Consider the following 14,986-nt stretch of genomic DNA (forward strand, 5'->3'; position numbering starts at 1 on the left):
CGAGCCGCTGCCGGAACCGCACCACGTCGTCGTGGTAGTCAACCCAACGGGGGCCGCTCTAAGAAAACCCCCGGCCGCCCCCCCCCCCCCCCCCCCCCCCCCCGGGGGCCCCCCCCCCCCCCCGCCCCCCCCCCCCCCCCCGGCCCCCCCCCCCCCCCGGCCAGGGTGTCGGAGTCGGCGAGCAGCGCGTCGGCCTCCGTGACCACCCGGATGCGCTGCCCGGTCTCCTTCGCGAGCGCGGCGACCGTCGGCGCGAGCCCGTCCCAGGTGGCGTGCGCCAGCCCGTACGCGCGCAACTCCCCGGCGATCCGGGAGGTGTCCTGCTGACCGGCCGTGACGGTCTCGCGCACCTGGCGGTTGGCCTGGCGCAGGGTCAGCCAGGCGGTGGCCACCGTGGCGGTCATCGCGATCAGCATCAGCAGGCCGAGGGCCCTGATCCGGAAGCTCACCCTGTCCCCTCCCGTCAGGTGCCGGCCAGCGCCTGGGTCGGCGCCAGCCTGCTTGCACGTACCGCCGGATACAGCCCGGCGGCCGCGCCGATGACCAGGGTCGATCCGATGCCCGCCGCGCTCGCCCACGCGGGCACGACCGTAGGCCAGTCGCGGCTGAGGGCGTACCCCGAGGTGATCAGTGTCCCCAGGACCGTTCCGGCGAGCCCGCCGATGAGCGACAGAAGCAGTGACTCCATCACGAACTGCGTGCGGATCTGTGCGCGGGTCGCGCCGAGCGCCCGGCGAAGCCCTATTTCCGCACGCCGTTCCAGTACGGAGATCACCATGGTGTTCCCGACGCCGACCCCGCCGACAAGGAGGGCGACACCGCCGAGGCCCAGCAGCAGCCCGGTCAGCGCGGATTCGGTGGCCTCGCGGGCGGCGAGCGCGTCCGAGGGGCGCGAGACGCGCACCTCGCCGGGCTTCTCGGGGTACGCCGTGGCCGGGAGCACCTCCCGCACCGCGGTGACCCGGCTGTCCTCCGCCCGTACGTAGACCGTGGACGGGTGGCCGTCGAAGCGGAGGTAGGTCCGCGCGGCCGGCCGGCCGACCAGGGCCGCGCTGTCGAGCTCCGGAGCGAGCGGCACCGGGTCGAGCACGCCGATCAGCGAGAACCACCGGCCGCCGATCCACACCCGGACGCCCGGCCGGTACACGTCCAGCCGCTGGGCGGCCGTCGCCCCGAGCACGACCGCCGGGTACTCCTCGGTGGCGGAGTCCAGCCAGCGGCCCTCGCGCAGGCGCCCGCCGACGGCCGGCAGCAGACCGGTGTCCGCCGCCAGGACGCTCAGCGAACCGGTGCGCCCGATGGCGATGCGCTCGTTGCGGTAGACGTGCGCCCCGGTCTCGCCGGTGGCGGCGACCTCCTGGACCGGCGGGATGCGGCGGATCATCGCCACGGACTCCTCCGGGAGTTCCGCCTTCTCGCCGGAGAGGGATTCGCCGGGGGCGACCCGCAGCAGATTGGTCCCGAGCGCGTCGAGCCTGCGGTCCACCTCGGCCTGGCCGGAGCCGGAGATGCCGACCACCGCGATCATGGCGGCGACCCCGATGGCGATCCCGAGGGCGGAGAGGAAGACGCGGAGGGGGCGGGTGCGCAGCCCGGTGGAGCCGAGCCGTACGACGTCGGCGGGGCCCAGCCGGGCGGGACGCAGGCGGGACGGGCCCCGCTTCCGGTTTCGCGCCGGCCGGGGTGGGAAGGGCGAGGGCGCCCCGGCCTCTTCCCGGCCCGGGCGGGCCGTATGCGTGCGGTCCGTCATCGGGGCGCCCCGGTCGTCGTGCCGCGCGAGACGTCACCGGTCAGCCGGCCGTCGCGCAGGTCGAGGCGGCGGGGGAGCCCGGCCGCGATCTCCCGGTCATGAGTGATGACGACGACCGTGGTGCCCGCCGCGTGCAGCCCGTGCAGCAGGTCCAGGACGGCGGCCCCGGAGGCGGAGTCGAGGTTCCCGGTCGGCTCGTCGGCCAGCAGCACCGCGGGGTCGCCGACCACCGCGCGGGCGACCGCGACCCGCTGCCGCTCACCGCCGGAGAGCTGATGCGGAAGGTGGTGGACGCGGTGGCTGAGCCCCACCCGGGCGAGCGCGGCGGCTGCCCGGGCCCTGCGGCGGCGCGGCGGCACCCCCGCGTAGAGCAGGCCGTCCCCGACCGCGTCGAGCACGGGGACGCCGACGGCCAGGTGGAACTGCTGGAAGACGAAGCCGATCCTGGTCGCCCGGAGCGCCGAGACCTCCCGGTCGGACAGCTTCGCCACGTCGTGGCCGTCGATCAGGACGCGGCCGGAGGACGGCCGGTCCAGGCTGCCCATCAGATGCAGCATGCTCGACTTGCCGGAGCCCGAAGGGCCGACGACGGCGACCAGTTCCCCGCGTCCGATCCGCAGGCTGACGTCGCGGACCGCGTGGACCCCGCCGGGATACGTCTTGGATACGGCGTCGAATTCCACGACCGCCGAAGAGCGCGCGCCGGACGCCGGAGAGCCCGCACCGCCCACCGTGGGTTCCCCGTTCACTCCGGAATCCTCACCTTCAGGCCCTCGCGGACCGCCGGACCGCTCACCTCCACGTCCCCGTCCGCGAACAGGCCGGTCTTCACCGCGACGAACGTGCCGTCCGCCTTCTCCAGGCCGTGGCCGCCCTCCGCGAGGGCGACCAGGGCGGCGACCGGGACGGTCAGCACGTTCTCGGCCCGCCGCCCCACGTACTCGACGGTCACGGGTCCGCTCTCCCATTTCCCCACGGCATTCTGGTCCTTGATGGTGAGGGTCACCGGCACGGTCGCCGCCCGCTCGCCCGTGCCGCCGCCTCCCTCGGCCTCGTTCGCCTGCTTCCCCACGGACGCCACCCGCCCCTTCACGGGGGTCTCGTCGGGCAGCCGGATCGTCACGCCCGCCCCGCGCACCGCCCAGGAAGCCTCGGACGCGGAGGCGTTGACGACGACCTTGCGGGTCGTGCCGGTGTACGTGAGAGCGCCCTCTCCGACGGCGGCGCCCAGCCGGACCCCGGGCCGGCCGATCCGTATCCGCCCGGCGCTGTAGATGACGTCCCCGAAGCCGACCGTGCCGGTCTGCGGCAGGCCGAGCGACTTCTGCCAGCGCTCGACCGCCGCGGCGGTGCCCGGCGTGAACGTCTCGTCCACCGTGAAGCCCGTGTAGCCGAGGGCGGCGAGGTTGGTCTCGAACTGCATGACGTCCATGCCCCGTACGGGCCCCTGGGCGGCAGGGGGCGCACCCTTGCCGGACTCGTCGGCCCCTTCCGCCTCATCGGCCTCCGGTGCGGCCCGGGCCGGGCCCAGGTCGCGGTACATCGGCAGCGCCCCGTACAGCAGCACCGTCGGGCGGTCGTCGACGCGCAGCAGTGTGTCCCCGCGCTGCGCGGTCGTGCCGGACGCGGGCAGCCAGGTCACCGTGCCCGTCGCCTTGACCGGCAGCGGAATCTCCGGTCCGTATCCCAAGGCGCCGTCCACCGTGGTGCGTTCGGTCAGCGTCGCCCGGGTGACGGCGACGGTCGAACCGGCCCGGGAAGGGGCTTTCGGCCCCTCGTCCCGGCCGCCGCCGAAGCCGAGGGCACCGGTCACCGCGACCGCCGCCACGACGGCCACACCGGCGACGACGAGAAACGTCCGCCGTCCGCGAGGCCCGCGCCCCTCATCGAGGTCTGTCACCTTCTCCACCGCTCAGCCCTCGCCCGGACCCGCGTTCTCGGGGACCCCGACGATCGGCCCGCAGATCCGGGCGGCCCGCTTCGCTCCGGCCGCGCTCTGGTCCCACTCGCCCTGGCCCAGGCCGTCGGGGCCGGGGTCGGGGAAGTCGGCGGCGCCGTTCTTCTGCATGCAGGCGGCGTACTCGCGCTTCACCTTGATCTGGGCGGCCGACAGCTTGGGCTGGTTGCCCTTCTCGATGCTCTCGGGCGCGGCGGAGACGTACCCGGCGCATTTCTCCTGGGCGGTCCGGAACTTCGGGTCCTGCTTCAGCGCGCGCCGCTGGTCGCCCTCGCCGAAGTCGATGGTGCCCTGCGCGTCGGGGTCCGGGGCGTCCACGCCGTGTTCCCGAAGGCACTTCACGTACGCGCGCTGCGCCTTCACGTACGCGGCCACGTCGTCGGTGCCCTTTCCCCCCTCGGCGGGGGCCGACACCTTCCCGCCGCCGGCCGTCGGAACCTCCGCGCCGCCGTCGCTTCCGCCGCAGCCGGCCAGTACGAAGGCCATGGCCGAGGCCGCGACGGCCGGCCGTATCCGGTTCGTCCTCATCGTTCTCCCGCTCTCCCTGCCGGGCCCGGCCGCGGGCGCGGCGGGCAGGGCGAAGGTAGGAGCGGAACGATGAAGAACCTTTGAAGAACCTGTCCGACTGCCGTGCGGTCCGGCGAGGGCCCGTGCAAAGAGGCCCCCTGATCCGCGTTTTCGCAGTTCAGGGGGCCTCTGGGGATGTGGAGCCTAGGAGATTCGAACTCCTGACATCTGCCTTGCAAAGGCAGCGCTCTACCAACTGAGCTAAGGCCCCGACAGCACGCAGCCCGAACACCTCGATGTTCCGGCCACCACCGCAGAACAGAGTACCGGCTCACCCCCGTGATCCTCCAAAAATACGGGGACTCCCCGTGCGCGACCACGCTCCGTAAGATGCTGGTCGAGGTTCGCAGCAGCGAAGCCGATGCGAAGGGGAGACGCAATGGATGCAGCGCAGCAAGAGGCGACGGCCAGAGCCAGAGACCTCCAGCGCAGTTGGTACGGGGAGCCGTTGGGGGCGCTCTTCCGCCGGCTGATCGACGACCTCGGCCTCAACCAGGCCCGCCTCGCCGCGGCACTCGGGCTGTCCGCACCCATGCTCTCCCAGCTCATGAGCGGTCAGCGCGCGAAGATCGGCAACCCGGCGGTCGTCCAGCGCGTCCAGGCCCTCCAGGAGCTGGCCGGCCAGGTCGCCGACGGCAGCGTCAGCGCCGCCGAGGCCACGGCGCGCATGGAGGAGATCAAGAAGTCGCAGGGCGGCTCGGTCCTCTCCGGCACCGGCCAGACCACGTCGACCGGCGGGGCACCCACCGTTCGCCGGGTGGTCCGGGAGATCCAGTCGCTGCTGCGCTCGGTCGCGGCCGCCGGTGACATCATCGATGCGGCGGACTCCCTCGCCCCGACGCACCCGGAACTGGCAGAGTTCCTCAAGGTGTACGGAGCGGGGCGCACCGCGGAAGCGGTGGCGCACTACGAGAGCCACCAGAGCTAGGCCCCGCGCGGTACGGGGGCACGGGCCGGAACATGAACGGGGAGCGGGCGCAGCGCCATGGGTGAGGTCTTCGCCGGACGGTACGAACTGGTCGATCCGATCGGACGCGGTGGGGTCGGTGCCGTGTGGCGCGCCTGGGACCACCGGCGCCGCCGCTATGTGGCGGCCAAGGTGCTCCAGCAGAGCGACGCGCACACATTGCTCCGCTTCGTCCGGGAACAGGCGCTGCGCATCGAGCACCCCCATGTGCTCGCACCGGCCAGCTGGGCCGCCGACGACGACCAGGTCCTCTTCACCATGGACCTCGTCAGCGGCGGCTCGCTGGCCCATGTCATCGGCGACTACGGTCCGTTGCCCCCTCGGTTCGTCTGCACCCTGCTCGACCAGCTGCTGTCCGGCCTCTCGACGGTGCACGCCGAAGGCGTCGTGCACCGGGACATCAAACCGGCCAACATCCTTATGGAGGCCACCGGTCGGGGCCGCCCGCATCTGCGGCTGTCCGACTTCGGCATCTCCATGCGCAAGGGCGAGCCCCGTCTCACCGAGACCAACTACGTGGTGGGAACGCTCGGTTACTTCGCGCCCGAGCAGATGATGGGCGCCGAACCGGATTTTCCCGCGGATCTCTTCGCGGTCGGTCTGGTCGCCCTCTATCTGCTCCAGGGCACCAAGCCCGACTCCCAGGAGCTCATCGAGCACTTCGCGGAGCATGGGACGCCCAGCGCCCCGGACGGCGTCCCGGAGCCGTTGTGGCAGGTCATCGCGGGGCTCCTGCAACCGGATCCGCAGGACCGTTTCCGTACGGCCACGGGTGCGCGCAAGGCCCTGAACGCCGCCGTCGAGATGCTTCCCGAGCCCTCGGACGCCGAGGAGCCGGTGGAGGTCTTCGACCAGATCGGCCCGCTGCCCGAGGGCTTCGGCCCCGACGGCCCCCTGCGGTCCGGCGGTACGGCAGCGCATGCACCGGGCCCTCGGACAACCGACCCCCGTACGGACGGGCAGTTCGCGCCGCAGTCCAACGAACCGCAGCCGCAGCCCTACCCCTCCGCACCGGCTTCCATGTCCGAGACGGGCAGCTTCCACCTCCCGCCCCCCGGGCCGGCCGTTCCCGCGCACCACGCCCCGCAAACCGCCGCACCCGCGGCCCCGTACGGCTACCCGAACCCGGCCGGCTACACCGCCCCCGACGCGGGCCCCGCACCCATACCGGCTCCCGGTCCGCACGACCTCCCCTCCACCCACCCCTACACGGCCCCCCGGCAGGGGGCTGCCCCCTTCCAGGCACCGGCGCCCTCCCCAGGAACGCGTCCGGGACCGCCCCCGAAGGTGGCGGTCCCGGTCCTGCTGGTGGCGCTGGTGTGCTTCGCCGTGGGCATCTGGGCGCTGACCCAGTCCTGAGTACGAGGACGCCGCCCCCGCCTACCAGGCCTGGGGCGGCCCCCCGTACGGGTACTGCCCGCCCGTGGGCGCCGCCGGCACGGAGGCAGCGCGGCGACGCGCGATCAGGGTCCACGCCCCCAGCCAGAGCACCAGCACGGTGCCGGCGCCGATTCCGGCCGCCGCGACCAGCTTCATCGTGTCGCGCCCGCTCGCGGCCTCAGCGGCCTGCGCGCCGCTCTGCCCCTGCCGCGCCGCGTCCTTGTCGCGCTGGGTCACGGCGAAGATCCCGGCGTCGCCCTCGTACGGCGATGCCTCCGGCGCACCCTTCACGTTGATCTTGAGGGTCAGCGCGATCGGCTTCTGCCCGTACGGCTTCGCGACCTCCGGGCTCAGCGACACGGAGAGGTAGTACCAGCCGGCGAACCGCATCCCGCCGACGTCGTCACTGGAGTCGTAGCGGTTCTCGTACGCCACCGGGGGCAGCGGGTCGAAGGAGACGGAGACCGGCTTTCCCGAATAGGACGTGGGCGACACATCGGCGACGTGCCCCAGCGCGGGATTCTCCAGCGACACCGCCAGCGCGCTGCTGACGTACGCGCTCTTCTCGGAGGTGCTGTTGCTCAGCCCGGCCGTCGCGAAGAGCTGCTGGCCCCAGTCCACCGGCACCCGGTAGAAGAGGGTCTGTCCGGGCTCGATCCGGTCCTTCCACTCACCCGTCTCCAGGCTCGTGGAGTCGTAGTAACCAGCGCCCCCGGGACGGGTGTTGTCCGCCCCTGCGACGGGCGGCGGCGGGGACGCGGACGGCCAGGCCGTCGGGGCGGTGGTCGGCGCGGAGGAGGGTTTCGCGAGCTCCGGCTCGGAGGCGTAACGCAGCTCCAGGTCCCACTCCCCCTGGTCGGAGGTCTCCTTGCTCTCCCGCTCGATCAGCACGTAGTACGTACCGGCGTCCTGGCAGCTGCCGTCCTTTTCGATCCGCCGGGAGGCGTAGGCGGCGATGGGGCGCGGGTACTGCGCGGACCCGAACACGGCGTCCTGCGAGCTGCATTCGTCGTCCGAGCTGTCCCGGATGCTGACCGTGATCCCGTCCCCGTACGACACCTTGCCGCCGTCCTTCGGCACGACGACCGCGGAGACATAGGCGTTCGTCTTCGCGTCCAGGTCCAGCCGGTAGTACAGCTTCCGGCCACTCCCGATCGCGCTCTTGTAGACCCCGCCCGGCGTCAGCTTCGACGCCTCGGCGCTGATGTCGGCGCCGACGGCCGACTCGGCGTCCGGATCGAAGGTGTACGAGCCGGGGCCACCGGCCGCGTACGCCTGTCCAGGCAGCGCCGCCACCGCGAACACCGCCGCCACCGTCGCGAGCGCCCCCCGCATCCTGCTGCGCCGCCTCATCACGCGCTTCCCCTCGTCATCCGTACGGCTGCCCCTCGGCGGCCGCGTACACATACGAACACGGCCAGGATCGCGGCCGTGGCGGCAGCCCCCGCGCCCGCGGCCGCAACGACCGCCCATCCTGCCCCTCCCGCACCGCCGCTGTCTGCGGCGGCGGCCGAATCGCCCCGCTTGTCCGCCCCCGCGCCGCCGGTCTTCCCGCCCGCCGGCCCCGTAACCGCCGGGGCGTCGCGTCCCGGCCCGGAGCGTTCCTCGCCCAGCACCGCCACCCGCAGCACCACACCGACCTCCGGGTTCTCGGCGATCTCCGCGGCCCGCGCGCCCAGCGTCACCGAGATGTAGAAGTCGCCCCCGACGCGCACCGGCTGGACGTACGACCGGTTCTCGTAGCGGTTGCTCCAGGCGACCGGGACCCCGCCCATCCGGACCGCCGCGGGGCTGCCGTCGTACAGCGTGCTCGTGTGGAACTCACCGCCCCCGTCGAGCGGGAAGCGGGACGGGGTGTAGAGCCGGGTCGCGCCGTACGAGTACGTGGCGGCGGTCCGGTCCACCGTGGGCTCGTTCGCGAACTCGACGGCGTAGGAGACCTGCTGGCCCCAGCCCGCCGGGACCTTGTAGAAGAGGGTCTGCGAGGGCAGGACGCGGTCGCGCCAGACGCCGGTGCCGAGCTCCCGCGCGTCGTTGAAACCGGTGCCGCCCCGCACATCGCGCGGATCGCCCGTGGGCAGCGCGGCGTCCCCGTCGCCCTCGCCGAACTCCGCCGACGACTGGGCGGGCGTCACCCCCTCCGCCGGCGGCGCCTCGGTCCCGTAGACCAGCTCAAGGGGCCAACGGGCCGCGTCCGAGCCCTTCTTGCTCGTCCGCTCCACCACGAGCCGGTAGCGGCCCGCAGGGTCGCAGACGCGGCCGCCGTCCGGCGAGGGGATCCGGGCGACCGCGGCCGTCAGCGGCACCGCGCCCTCCCGCTGCGAGAAGCGCTCGGTGTCCGTCGCGCAGGACCCTTGTCCGGTGTGCTCGATCCTGGTGGTGAGGGCGTCGAAGGTGTCCACGGGCGCCCCCGGCTGCGGGACCGCCGTCGCGGCGAGGTCCGCCGTGGAGACGGCGTCGAGGTCCGCCGCGTAGTACCTCTTCTCGCCCGGCCCGATGGTGTCCAGGTACTGCCCGGGGGTCAGTACGGGTGCCCGGTCGGCCGTGGCCGTGCCCGTGACCCGGCGTCCCCTCAGCCGGTAGCCGTCCGCCGAGAGCCGTGCGGCGCGCTGGAGTTGACGGGCCAGCGCTTCGGCGTCCGGTGCGTCGTGATAGCGGCCGTTCCCCGCACGCGCGATGCACTCCAGCTGTTCGCGGGCGGGCCCCTTCACCTGGAAGCCGACGGTGTCGATGCGCAGCCCGAGCCCTTCCCCGCCGAGCCGCTCGGCAACCTCGCAGGGCGCCGGCGCACCGCAGTTGTCCTCGCCGTCCGAGACCAGCAGGATCGTGCGCGTGCCGATGGCGCCGTCGGCCGGTTCGGGCAGGTCCTCGGCCGCCTTGCGGAGCGAGAGGCCGATGGGGGTGTCGCCCCGGGGCCGGACGGCCTCGACCGCCCGCTTCAGCGCGCCCCGGTCCAGCGCGCGCACCGGTTGCACGAGGCGGGTGTCCGTACAGCCGTGCGGCCGGTCGGCGCCGTAGACCCGTAGCCCGGTCGGGAAGCCGTCCGGAAGGCCGTCCACCACCGTGGAGACGGCCGCGCGGGCGCTCTCCATCCGGGTGCGCCCGGTGCCGTCGTCGTCCCCCATGGAGCCGGAGGAGTCGAGCACCATCACCAGGCTGCCGTTGCCGCCGGACCGCGCGGCGGCCGGTGCCTCATGGGCGGCCGGGGCCGCCGGAGCGGGCAGTGCGCCCGCCACCAGGGCGAACAGCGCCCCGCCGATCAGAATCCCCGCCCGCGCACCACAGCGGTGATGACCTCTCCCCACCCGTGCCCCCTCGACCGAACGACCAGTTCCTTTGCTCATGCAAGCTATTGATTTGCTTGCGCGAACTCAAGAGCACAGTCGTCACGGTCCCGCAACAGCACGAAGCCCCGGCCGCGTCAGCGACCGGGGCTTGTAGCAGGCTGTTCCGTCTCAGACACCCGAACCTGCGGGCACGGAGTCGGTCGCCTCCGTCCACAGATCCTGCTCGGCGCGATCCGCCTGGATCTGGCGGTACACGAGGAGCCCGCCGATGGCGGCCAGTGCGACCAGGAGAAGCTTCTTCACCGCGCGACCTCGTCCTTCGTTGGCGTAGGGGACTTCTGCCGCCCGACTATACACACCGGCCGATATCGACCGGTGACCTCCCCGCAACCCAATCGGCGCCTGCCGGCGTGCGGTCCGAGCCCGTCTGTGCGTGCCCCTCGGACGCCCTCGCCGGAAGCCGGGGCGGGCCGGTTGAACCATACGAGTGGTGTTCATCTGAAGATCGGCGCATGCGCGGCGTCGGTCCACGAAATCCCGGGCCGGATCCACATCATCGGAAAGGTAAGCAAACCGGACCACCCGAAAGTGAGGGGCCATGAGCACCGTCACGGCCAAGAACATCTGGACCGCCTTCGTCACCGCGTTCTTCGCACTCCTCGCGGCCCTGGGCTTCGCGAGCTCCACCGCCACCGCCGCGCAGGTCACGCCCACGAACACGAACACGGAGCCGGCGGCCACGGCCCACGAGCACACGCCCGCCGACCGCGCAACAGCGACCGGACCTTCCGTGCGATGGACCCTTCCGCGTGACCGCGCACTGCCGCCCACGATGAAGCAGCGCATCCGCGCCGAGGCCCACGGCTCCTCACCCGCCACCCGGCATCTGTCCGCGGACACGAAGAACACCGTGAACACCACGGGCTCCGCCCGCACCTCGCACGGCACCACGGCGCAGGACGCCTCGCTCCTCCCACCGTGACAGCGCCGCCGCACCTGATCCCCTGAGCCCCCGGGCCGGTTCACACCGGACGGGGGCTTTCCCGTGCGCCCGCACGTTCACACAGGCCGGATGAGTAGGTGTACTCACGCCCGGAGCACGGCTCGCCACGAGCATGGGGAGCACCAAGCACCGCTACTCCCGGGGGAATCCCATGCACGCTCGCGCCCTGTTCCGTCTGACCTTCGCCAACCCCGTCTCCGCCGTCTACCTGGGGATCGTCGGCGCCTCCATCGTGTTCGAGGCGGCCGTCGCGACCTTCGGGGAGCCCGGCTTCGTCGGGGTCTGGCCGTTCCTCCTGACCGCCCCGGCCTCCCTGCTGTTCACCATGGTGGGCATGAAGGTCGGGGGCCCGGCAGAGCTCTCGTACTGGTTCCTGGCCGGCGGAGTGGTCGTCAGCGCCCTGGTCCAGGCGTTCGCCCTCGGCGCCCTCACACAGACGGTGCGCGGCCGCCTGCGGCGTACGGCCACGAGATAACGCGCCGGGCGATCACGGGATCGCCTCCAACAACGCCGAAGGCCCCCACCGTTCCCGGTGGGGGCCTTCGTACTGGTGGGGCTAACAGGATTTGAACCTGTGGCCTCATCCTTATCAGGGATGCGCTCTAACCAACTGAGCTATAGCCCCGCCGCGCTTTTCCGTCGCGCTGACTTCTGAAGATTAGCGCACGTCGGGGCCAGTCCCAAAATCGATACCCGCAGGGCTACTCGTCCTCGGCCAGCGTGAGCTCGACACCGCCCACGAAGCCCGCCGACAGGTTGTAGATGAAGGCGCCCAGCGTCGCCAGCGCGGTGGCCAGGACCACGTCGATCACCGCGATGACCGAGGTGAAGACCAGGACCCTGGGCAGCGACAGGAACGCCTGGAGGTCGAAGCCGTTGCCCTCGTTGGAGCCGGTCGCCTCGCTGATGGTGCCGCCCACGGTGGAGAAGACGCCCATCGCGTCCATCACCATCCACAGGACCGCCGACGCCACCACCGTGCAGATGCCGAGCGCGATGGACAGCAGGAAGCTGACCTTCATCACCGACCACGGATCGGCCTTGGACACCCGCAGACGCGCCTTGCGGGTACGCGGAGTGGTCCGCGCGCCCGTCCGCGGCTTGCGGGCCGTCTGGGCCGGTCCCGGGCCCTGCTGGGCACCGTAGGGCCGCCCACCGCCCTGGGTCCCGCCCGGAGGCGAGGGGTAGGCCTGCGGCGGGTGGTACGGCCCCGCCTGGCCGGGTGCGGGTTCCCGCTCGCCGGGCAGCGGCCCGGTCGCGTAACCCTCGTACTGGGGCTGAGGGCCCCGTGTATCCGTCACAGTGCCCCCTTGGGAGTCCGTGGCGGGGCCACGGGCACCGTTACCTCCGGCTCCGGAAGCGGCCGAACCGGCGCCCGTGGCTCCACTCACGCTCTACTCCTCGTGCTCCCCGGTCGAGGACGACGTGTCCTCGACATTGCTGTCGACCGTGCTGCCTGCGGCCTCGTCGGCCGTGGTCGCCTCGGTCGTCCCGCCTTCGGCGTCGCCGTCGACGGGTCCGTCGACCTCGTCGGCCTCGCGGCCCGCCTCGGCGTTGCGGGCGATGCCGACGACGGCGTCCCGCTTGCCCAGATTGATCAGTTGGACGCCCATGGTGTCACGGCCCGTCTCCCTGACTTCGTTGACTCGCGTACGAATCACACCACCGCCGAGCGTGATGGCGAGGATCTCGTCCGTCTCCTCGACCACCAGCGCGCCGACCAGCGAGCCCCTGTCCTCCACGATCTTGGCGGCCTTGATACCGAGGCCACCGCGACCCTGGACGCGGTACTCGTCGACCGCGGTCCGCTTCGCGTAACCGCCGTCGGTGGCAGTGAACACGAAAGTACCGGGCCTGACGACATTCATCGAGAGCAGTTCGTCTCCCTCGCGGAAACTCATGCCCTTGACGCCCGAGGTGGCGCGGCCCATCGGCCGCAGCGCCTCGTCCGTCGCGGTGAACCTGATCGACTGGGCCTTCTTGCTGATGAGCAGCAGATCGTCGTCGGCCGAGACCAGCTCCGCGCCGATCAGCTCGTCGTCCGCGCCGTCCTCCGTCTCGCGCAGGTTGATGGCGATGACGCCACCGGAGCGCGGAGAGTCGTAGTCCTTGAGCGCGGTCTTCTTCACCAGGCCGCCCTGGGTGGCAAGGATCAGGTAGGGAGCGGCGTCGTAGTCGCGGATCGCCAGGATCTGCGCGATCCGCTCGTCCGGCTGGAAGGCCAGCAGGTTCGCCACGTGCTGGCCGCGCGCGTCCCGGCCGGCGTCCGGCAGTTCGTACGCCTTGGCGCGGTAGACCCGGCCCTTGTTGGTGAAGAACAGCAGCCAGTGGTGCGTCGTGGACACGAAGAAGTGGTCGACGATGTCGTCTTCCTTGAGCTTCGTGCCGCGCACGCCCTTGCCGCCGCGCTTCTGCGAGCGGTAGTCGTCCGTCTTGGTGCGCTTCACATAGCCGCCGCGGGAGATCGTGACGACGATGTCCTCCTCGGCGATCAGGTCCTCGATGGACATGTCGCCCTCGAAGGGCACCAGCTTGGAGCGCCGGTCGTCGCCGAACTTGTCGACGATCGCCGCCAACTCCTCGCTGACGATCTGCCGCTGCCGCGCGGGCGAGGCCAGGATCTCGTTGTACTCGTTGATCTTCGCCTGGAGCTCGTCGTGCTCGGCGGTGATCTTCTGGTGCTCCAGCGCGGCCAGCCGGCGCAGCTGCATCTCCAGGATCGCGTTCGCCTGGAGGTCGTCGATCTCCAGCAGGCCCATCAGGCCCTCGCGGGCGATCTCGACGGTCTGGCTGCGCCGGATGAGGGCGATGACCTCGTCGATGGCGTTCAGGGCCTTCAGCAGGCCGCGCAGGATGTGCGCGCGCTCCTCGGCCTTGCGCAGCCGGAACTTCGTCCGCCGGACGATGACCTCGATCTGGTGCGTCACCCAGTGGCGGATGAACGCGTCGATCGACAGGGTGCGCGGCACCCCGTCCACCAGCGCCAGCATGTTGGCGCCGAAGTTGGACTGCAGGTCGGTGTGCTTGTACAGGTTGTTCAGGACGACCTTGGCGACCGCGTCCCGCTTCAGTACGACGACCAGGCGCTGGCCGGTACGCGAGGAGGTCTCGTCGCGCACGTCGGCGATGCCGCCGACCTTGCCGTCCTTCACCAGGTCGGCGATCTTCTGCGCGAGGTTGTCGGGGTTGGTCTGGTACGGAAGCTCCGTGACGACCAGACACTGGCGGTTCTGGATCTCCTCGACCGCCACGACCGCGCGCATCGTGATCGAGCCACGGCCCGTGCGGTACGCCTCCTCGATGCCCTTGCGGCCGACGACCAGCGCCCCGGTGGGGAAGTCCGGGCCCTTGATCCGCTCGATCAGGGCGTCCAGCAGCTCCTCCTGGGAGGCCTCCGGGTTCTCCAGGTACCACTGGGCACCCGAGGCGACCTCGCGCAGGTTGTGCGGCGGGATGTTGGTCGCCATGCCGACCGCGATGCCCGCGGAGCCGTTGACCAGCAGGTTCGGGAAGCGCGCCGGGAGGACCGTCGGCTCCTGGTTGCGGCCGTCGTAGTTGTCCTGGAAGTCGACGGTCTCCTCGTCGATGTCCCGGACCATCTCCATGGACAGCGGCATCATCTTGCACTCGGTGTACCGCATGGCGGCGGCCGGGTCGTTGCCCGGGGAACCGAAGTTGCCGTTGGAGTCCACCAGCGGCATGCGCATCGACCACGGCTGGGCCAGGCGGACCAGGGCGTCGTAGATCGAGGAGTCGCCGTGCGGGTGGTACGTACCCATGACGTCACCGACGACACGGGCGCACTTGTAGAAGCCCTTCTCGGGCCGGTAGCCGCCGTCGTACATCGCGTACAGCACCCGGCGGTGGACGGGCTTGAGGCCGTCCCGCACGTCGGGCAGCGCACGCGAGACGATGACGGACATCGCGTAGTCGAGGTAGGAGCGCTGCATCTCCGTCTCGAGCCCCACGGGCTCGACACGCATACCCACGCCCTCGACGGGCGGAACCTCTTCGGGCGTCACGGGTGCGGGGGTGTTCTCGTCGGCCATTGCTGGTCAAAGTCCTTTCGCGCTGC

The 14,986-nt window shown here is 71.9% G+C and carries 14 protein-coding genes and 2 tRNA genes; 5 read left to right on the forward strand and 11 right to left on the reverse strand.

The features are described 5' to 3' along the window. The first annotated feature begins 198 nt into the window (after nucleotides 1-198). Nucleotides 199-327 (forward strand): hypothetical protein, encoded by a 129-nt coding sequence (locus ACFZAT_RS25005; RefSeq protein ID WP_391267351.1) that lies wholly within the window; start codon nucleotides 199-201, stop codon nucleotides 325-327. Between the two features lie 136 nt (nucleotides 328-463). Here the strand turns inward: ACFZAT_RS25005 and ACFZAT_RS25010 are convergent, their stop codons facing one another. The 5 genes from ACFZAT_RS25010 to ACFZAT_RS25030 all read right to left on the reverse strand — a co-directional run bounded on the left by ACFZAT_RS25010 (nucleotide 464) and on the right by ACFZAT_RS25030 (nucleotide 4,485). After that, nucleotides 464-1,750, reverse strand: coding sequence for an ABC transporter permease (locus ACFZAT_RS25010; protein WP_391267354.1), 1,287 nt, complete (start codon nucleotides 1,748-1,750; stop codon nucleotides 464-466). Continuing rightward, entirely contained in the window at nucleotides 1,747-2,481 is a 735-nt protein-coding gene (locus tag ACFZAT_RS25015) for an ATP-binding cassette domain-containing protein (protein ID WP_391267727.1), read from the reverse strand. The genes ACFZAT_RS25010 and ACFZAT_RS25015 overlap by 4 nt, the downstream gene beginning before the upstream one ends. A gap of 14 nt (nucleotides 2,482-2,495) precedes the next feature. Further along, a complete protein-coding gene (locus ACFZAT_RS25020; protein WP_391267356.1) occupies nucleotides 2,496-3,650 on the reverse strand; it encodes a peptidoglycan-binding protein in 1,155 nt (384 codons plus the stop codon). Between the two features lie 12 nt (nucleotides 3,651-3,662). Continuing rightward, nucleotides 3,663-4,235 (reverse strand): hypothetical protein, encoded by a 573-nt coding sequence (locus tag ACFZAT_RS25025; protein ID WP_391267357.1) that lies wholly within the window; start codon nucleotides 4,233-4,235, stop codon nucleotides 3,663-3,665. Between the two features lie 177 nt (nucleotides 4,236-4,412). Then, a tRNA-Ala gene (locus tag ACFZAT_RS25030) sits at nucleotides 4,413-4,485 on the reverse strand. A gap of 168 nt (nucleotides 4,486-4,653) precedes the next feature. Between ACFZAT_RS25030 and ACFZAT_RS25035 the strand changes: the two genes are divergently transcribed. Both ACFZAT_RS25035 and ACFZAT_RS25040 read left to right on the forward strand, forming a co-directional pair. Continuing rightward, nucleotides 4,654-5,202 carry a DNA-binding protein gene (locus ACFZAT_RS25035; RefSeq protein WP_391267360.1) on the forward strand — a complete coding sequence of 183 codons (549 nt, stop codon included), beginning with the start codon at nucleotides 4,654-4,656 and terminating at the stop codon, nucleotides 5,200-5,202. Nucleotides 5,203-5,259: 57 nt separating this feature from the next. After that, complete coding sequence (locus ACFZAT_RS25040) at nucleotides 5,260-6,600, forward strand: protein kinase (RefSeq protein WP_391267362.1); 1,341 nt, start codon at nucleotides 5,260-5,262, stop codon at nucleotides 6,598-6,600. A gap of 21 nt (nucleotides 6,601-6,621) precedes the next feature. Here the strand turns inward: ACFZAT_RS25040 and ACFZAT_RS25045 are convergent, their stop codons facing one another. The 3 genes from ACFZAT_RS25045 to ACFZAT_RS25055 form a co-directional block, all read right to left on the reverse strand. Beyond that, nucleotides 6,622-7,956 (reverse strand): hypothetical protein, encoded by a 1,335-nt coding sequence (locus tag ACFZAT_RS25045; protein WP_391267729.1) that lies wholly within the window; start codon nucleotides 7,954-7,956, stop codon nucleotides 6,622-6,624. A 17-nt stretch (nucleotides 7,957-7,973) separates the two neighbouring features. Next, the gene (locus tag ACFZAT_RS25050) at nucleotides 7,974-9,869 is read right to left on the reverse strand and encodes a VWA domain-containing protein (RefSeq protein WP_391267732.1); all 1,896 of its coding nucleotides are present in this window, start codon (nucleotides 9,867-9,869) and stop codon (nucleotides 7,974-7,976) included. A gap of 207 nt (nucleotides 9,870-10,076) precedes the next feature. After that, nucleotides 10,077-10,211: a DLW-39 family protein gene (locus ACFZAT_RS25055; RefSeq protein ID WP_003958712.1), complete on the reverse strand. Its 135-nt coding sequence runs from the start codon at nucleotides 10,209-10,211 to the stop codon at nucleotides 10,077-10,079. Between the two features lie 295 nt (nucleotides 10,212-10,506). Here ACFZAT_RS25055 and ACFZAT_RS25060 point away from each other — a divergent pair, with 295 nt between their 5' ends. Together ACFZAT_RS25060 and ACFZAT_RS25065 are read left to right on the forward strand one after the other, a co-directional pair. Next, nucleotides 10,507-10,890, forward strand: coding sequence for a DUF6344 domain-containing protein (locus ACFZAT_RS25060; protein WP_391267365.1), 384 nt, complete (start codon nucleotides 10,507-10,509; stop codon nucleotides 10,888-10,890). A gap of 172 nt (nucleotides 10,891-11,062) precedes the next feature. Next, nucleotides 11,063-11,386 carry an SCO4225 family membrane protein gene (locus tag ACFZAT_RS25065; RefSeq protein ID WP_391267368.1) on the forward strand — a complete coding sequence of 108 codons (324 nt, stop codon included), beginning with the start codon at nucleotides 11,063-11,065 and terminating at the stop codon, nucleotides 11,384-11,386. A 73-nt stretch (nucleotides 11,387-11,459) separates the two neighbouring features. Here the strand turns inward: ACFZAT_RS25065 and ACFZAT_RS25070 are convergent. From ACFZAT_RS25070 to gyrA, 3 genes are all read right to left on the reverse strand, one after another. Further along, nucleotides 11,460-11,536 (reverse strand) — tRNA-Ile (locus tag ACFZAT_RS25070). A gap of 76 nt (nucleotides 11,537-11,612) precedes the next feature. Beyond that, entirely contained in the window at nucleotides 11,613-12,212 is a 600-nt protein-coding gene (locus ACFZAT_RS25075; protein WP_391267370.1) for a DUF3566 domain-containing protein, read from the reverse strand. A gap of 93 nt (nucleotides 12,213-12,305) precedes the next feature. Beyond that, the gene (gene gyrA, locus ACFZAT_RS25080) at nucleotides 12,306-14,960 is read right to left on the reverse strand and encodes a DNA gyrase subunit A (RefSeq protein ID WP_391267372.1); all 2,655 of its coding nucleotides are present in this window, start codon (nucleotides 14,958-14,960) and stop codon (nucleotides 12,306-12,308) included. Between the last annotated feature and the right edge of the window lie 26 nt (nucleotides 14,961-14,986).

It is taken from the genome of Streptomyces sp. NPDC008163 (assembly GCF_042956885.1).
Lineage (GTDB): Bacteria > Actinomycetota > Actinomycetes > Streptomycetales > Streptomycetaceae > Streptomyces > Streptomyces drozdowiczii_A.

Excerpts from the sequence above, each read along its gene's own strand:
- ACFZAT_RS25010 (WP_391267354.1), bottom strand. The coding sequence starts at position 1,750 with ATGACGGACCGCACGCATACGGCCCGCCCGGGCCGGGAAGAGGCCGGG.
- ACFZAT_RS25025 (WP_391267357.1), bottom strand. The coding sequence starts at position 4,235 with ATGAGGACGAACCGGATACGGCCGGCCGTCGCGGCCTCGGCCATGGCC.
- ACFZAT_RS25035 (WP_391267360.1), top strand. The coding sequence starts at position 4,654 with ATGGATGCAGCGCAGCAAGAGGCGACGGCCAGAGCCAGAGACCTCCAG.
- ACFZAT_RS25040 (WP_391267362.1), top strand. The coding sequence starts at position 5,260 with ATGGGTGAGGTCTTCGCCGGACGGTACGAACTGGTCGATCCGATCGGA.
- ACFZAT_RS25045 (WP_391267729.1), bottom strand. The coding sequence starts at position 7,956 with ATGCGGGGGGCGCTCGCGACGGTGGCGGCGGTGTTCGCGGTGGCGGCG.
- ACFZAT_RS25060 (WP_391267365.1), top strand. The coding sequence starts at position 10,507 with ATGAGCACCGTCACGGCCAAGAACATCTGGACCGCCTTCGTCACCGCG.
- ACFZAT_RS25065 (WP_391267368.1), top strand. The coding sequence starts at position 11,063 with ATGCACGCTCGCGCCCTGTTCCGTCTGACCTTCGCCAACCCCGTCTCC.
- gyrA (WP_391267372.1), bottom strand. The coding sequence starts at position 14,960 with ATGGCCGACGAGAACACCCCCGCACCCGTGACGCCCGAAGAGGTTCCG.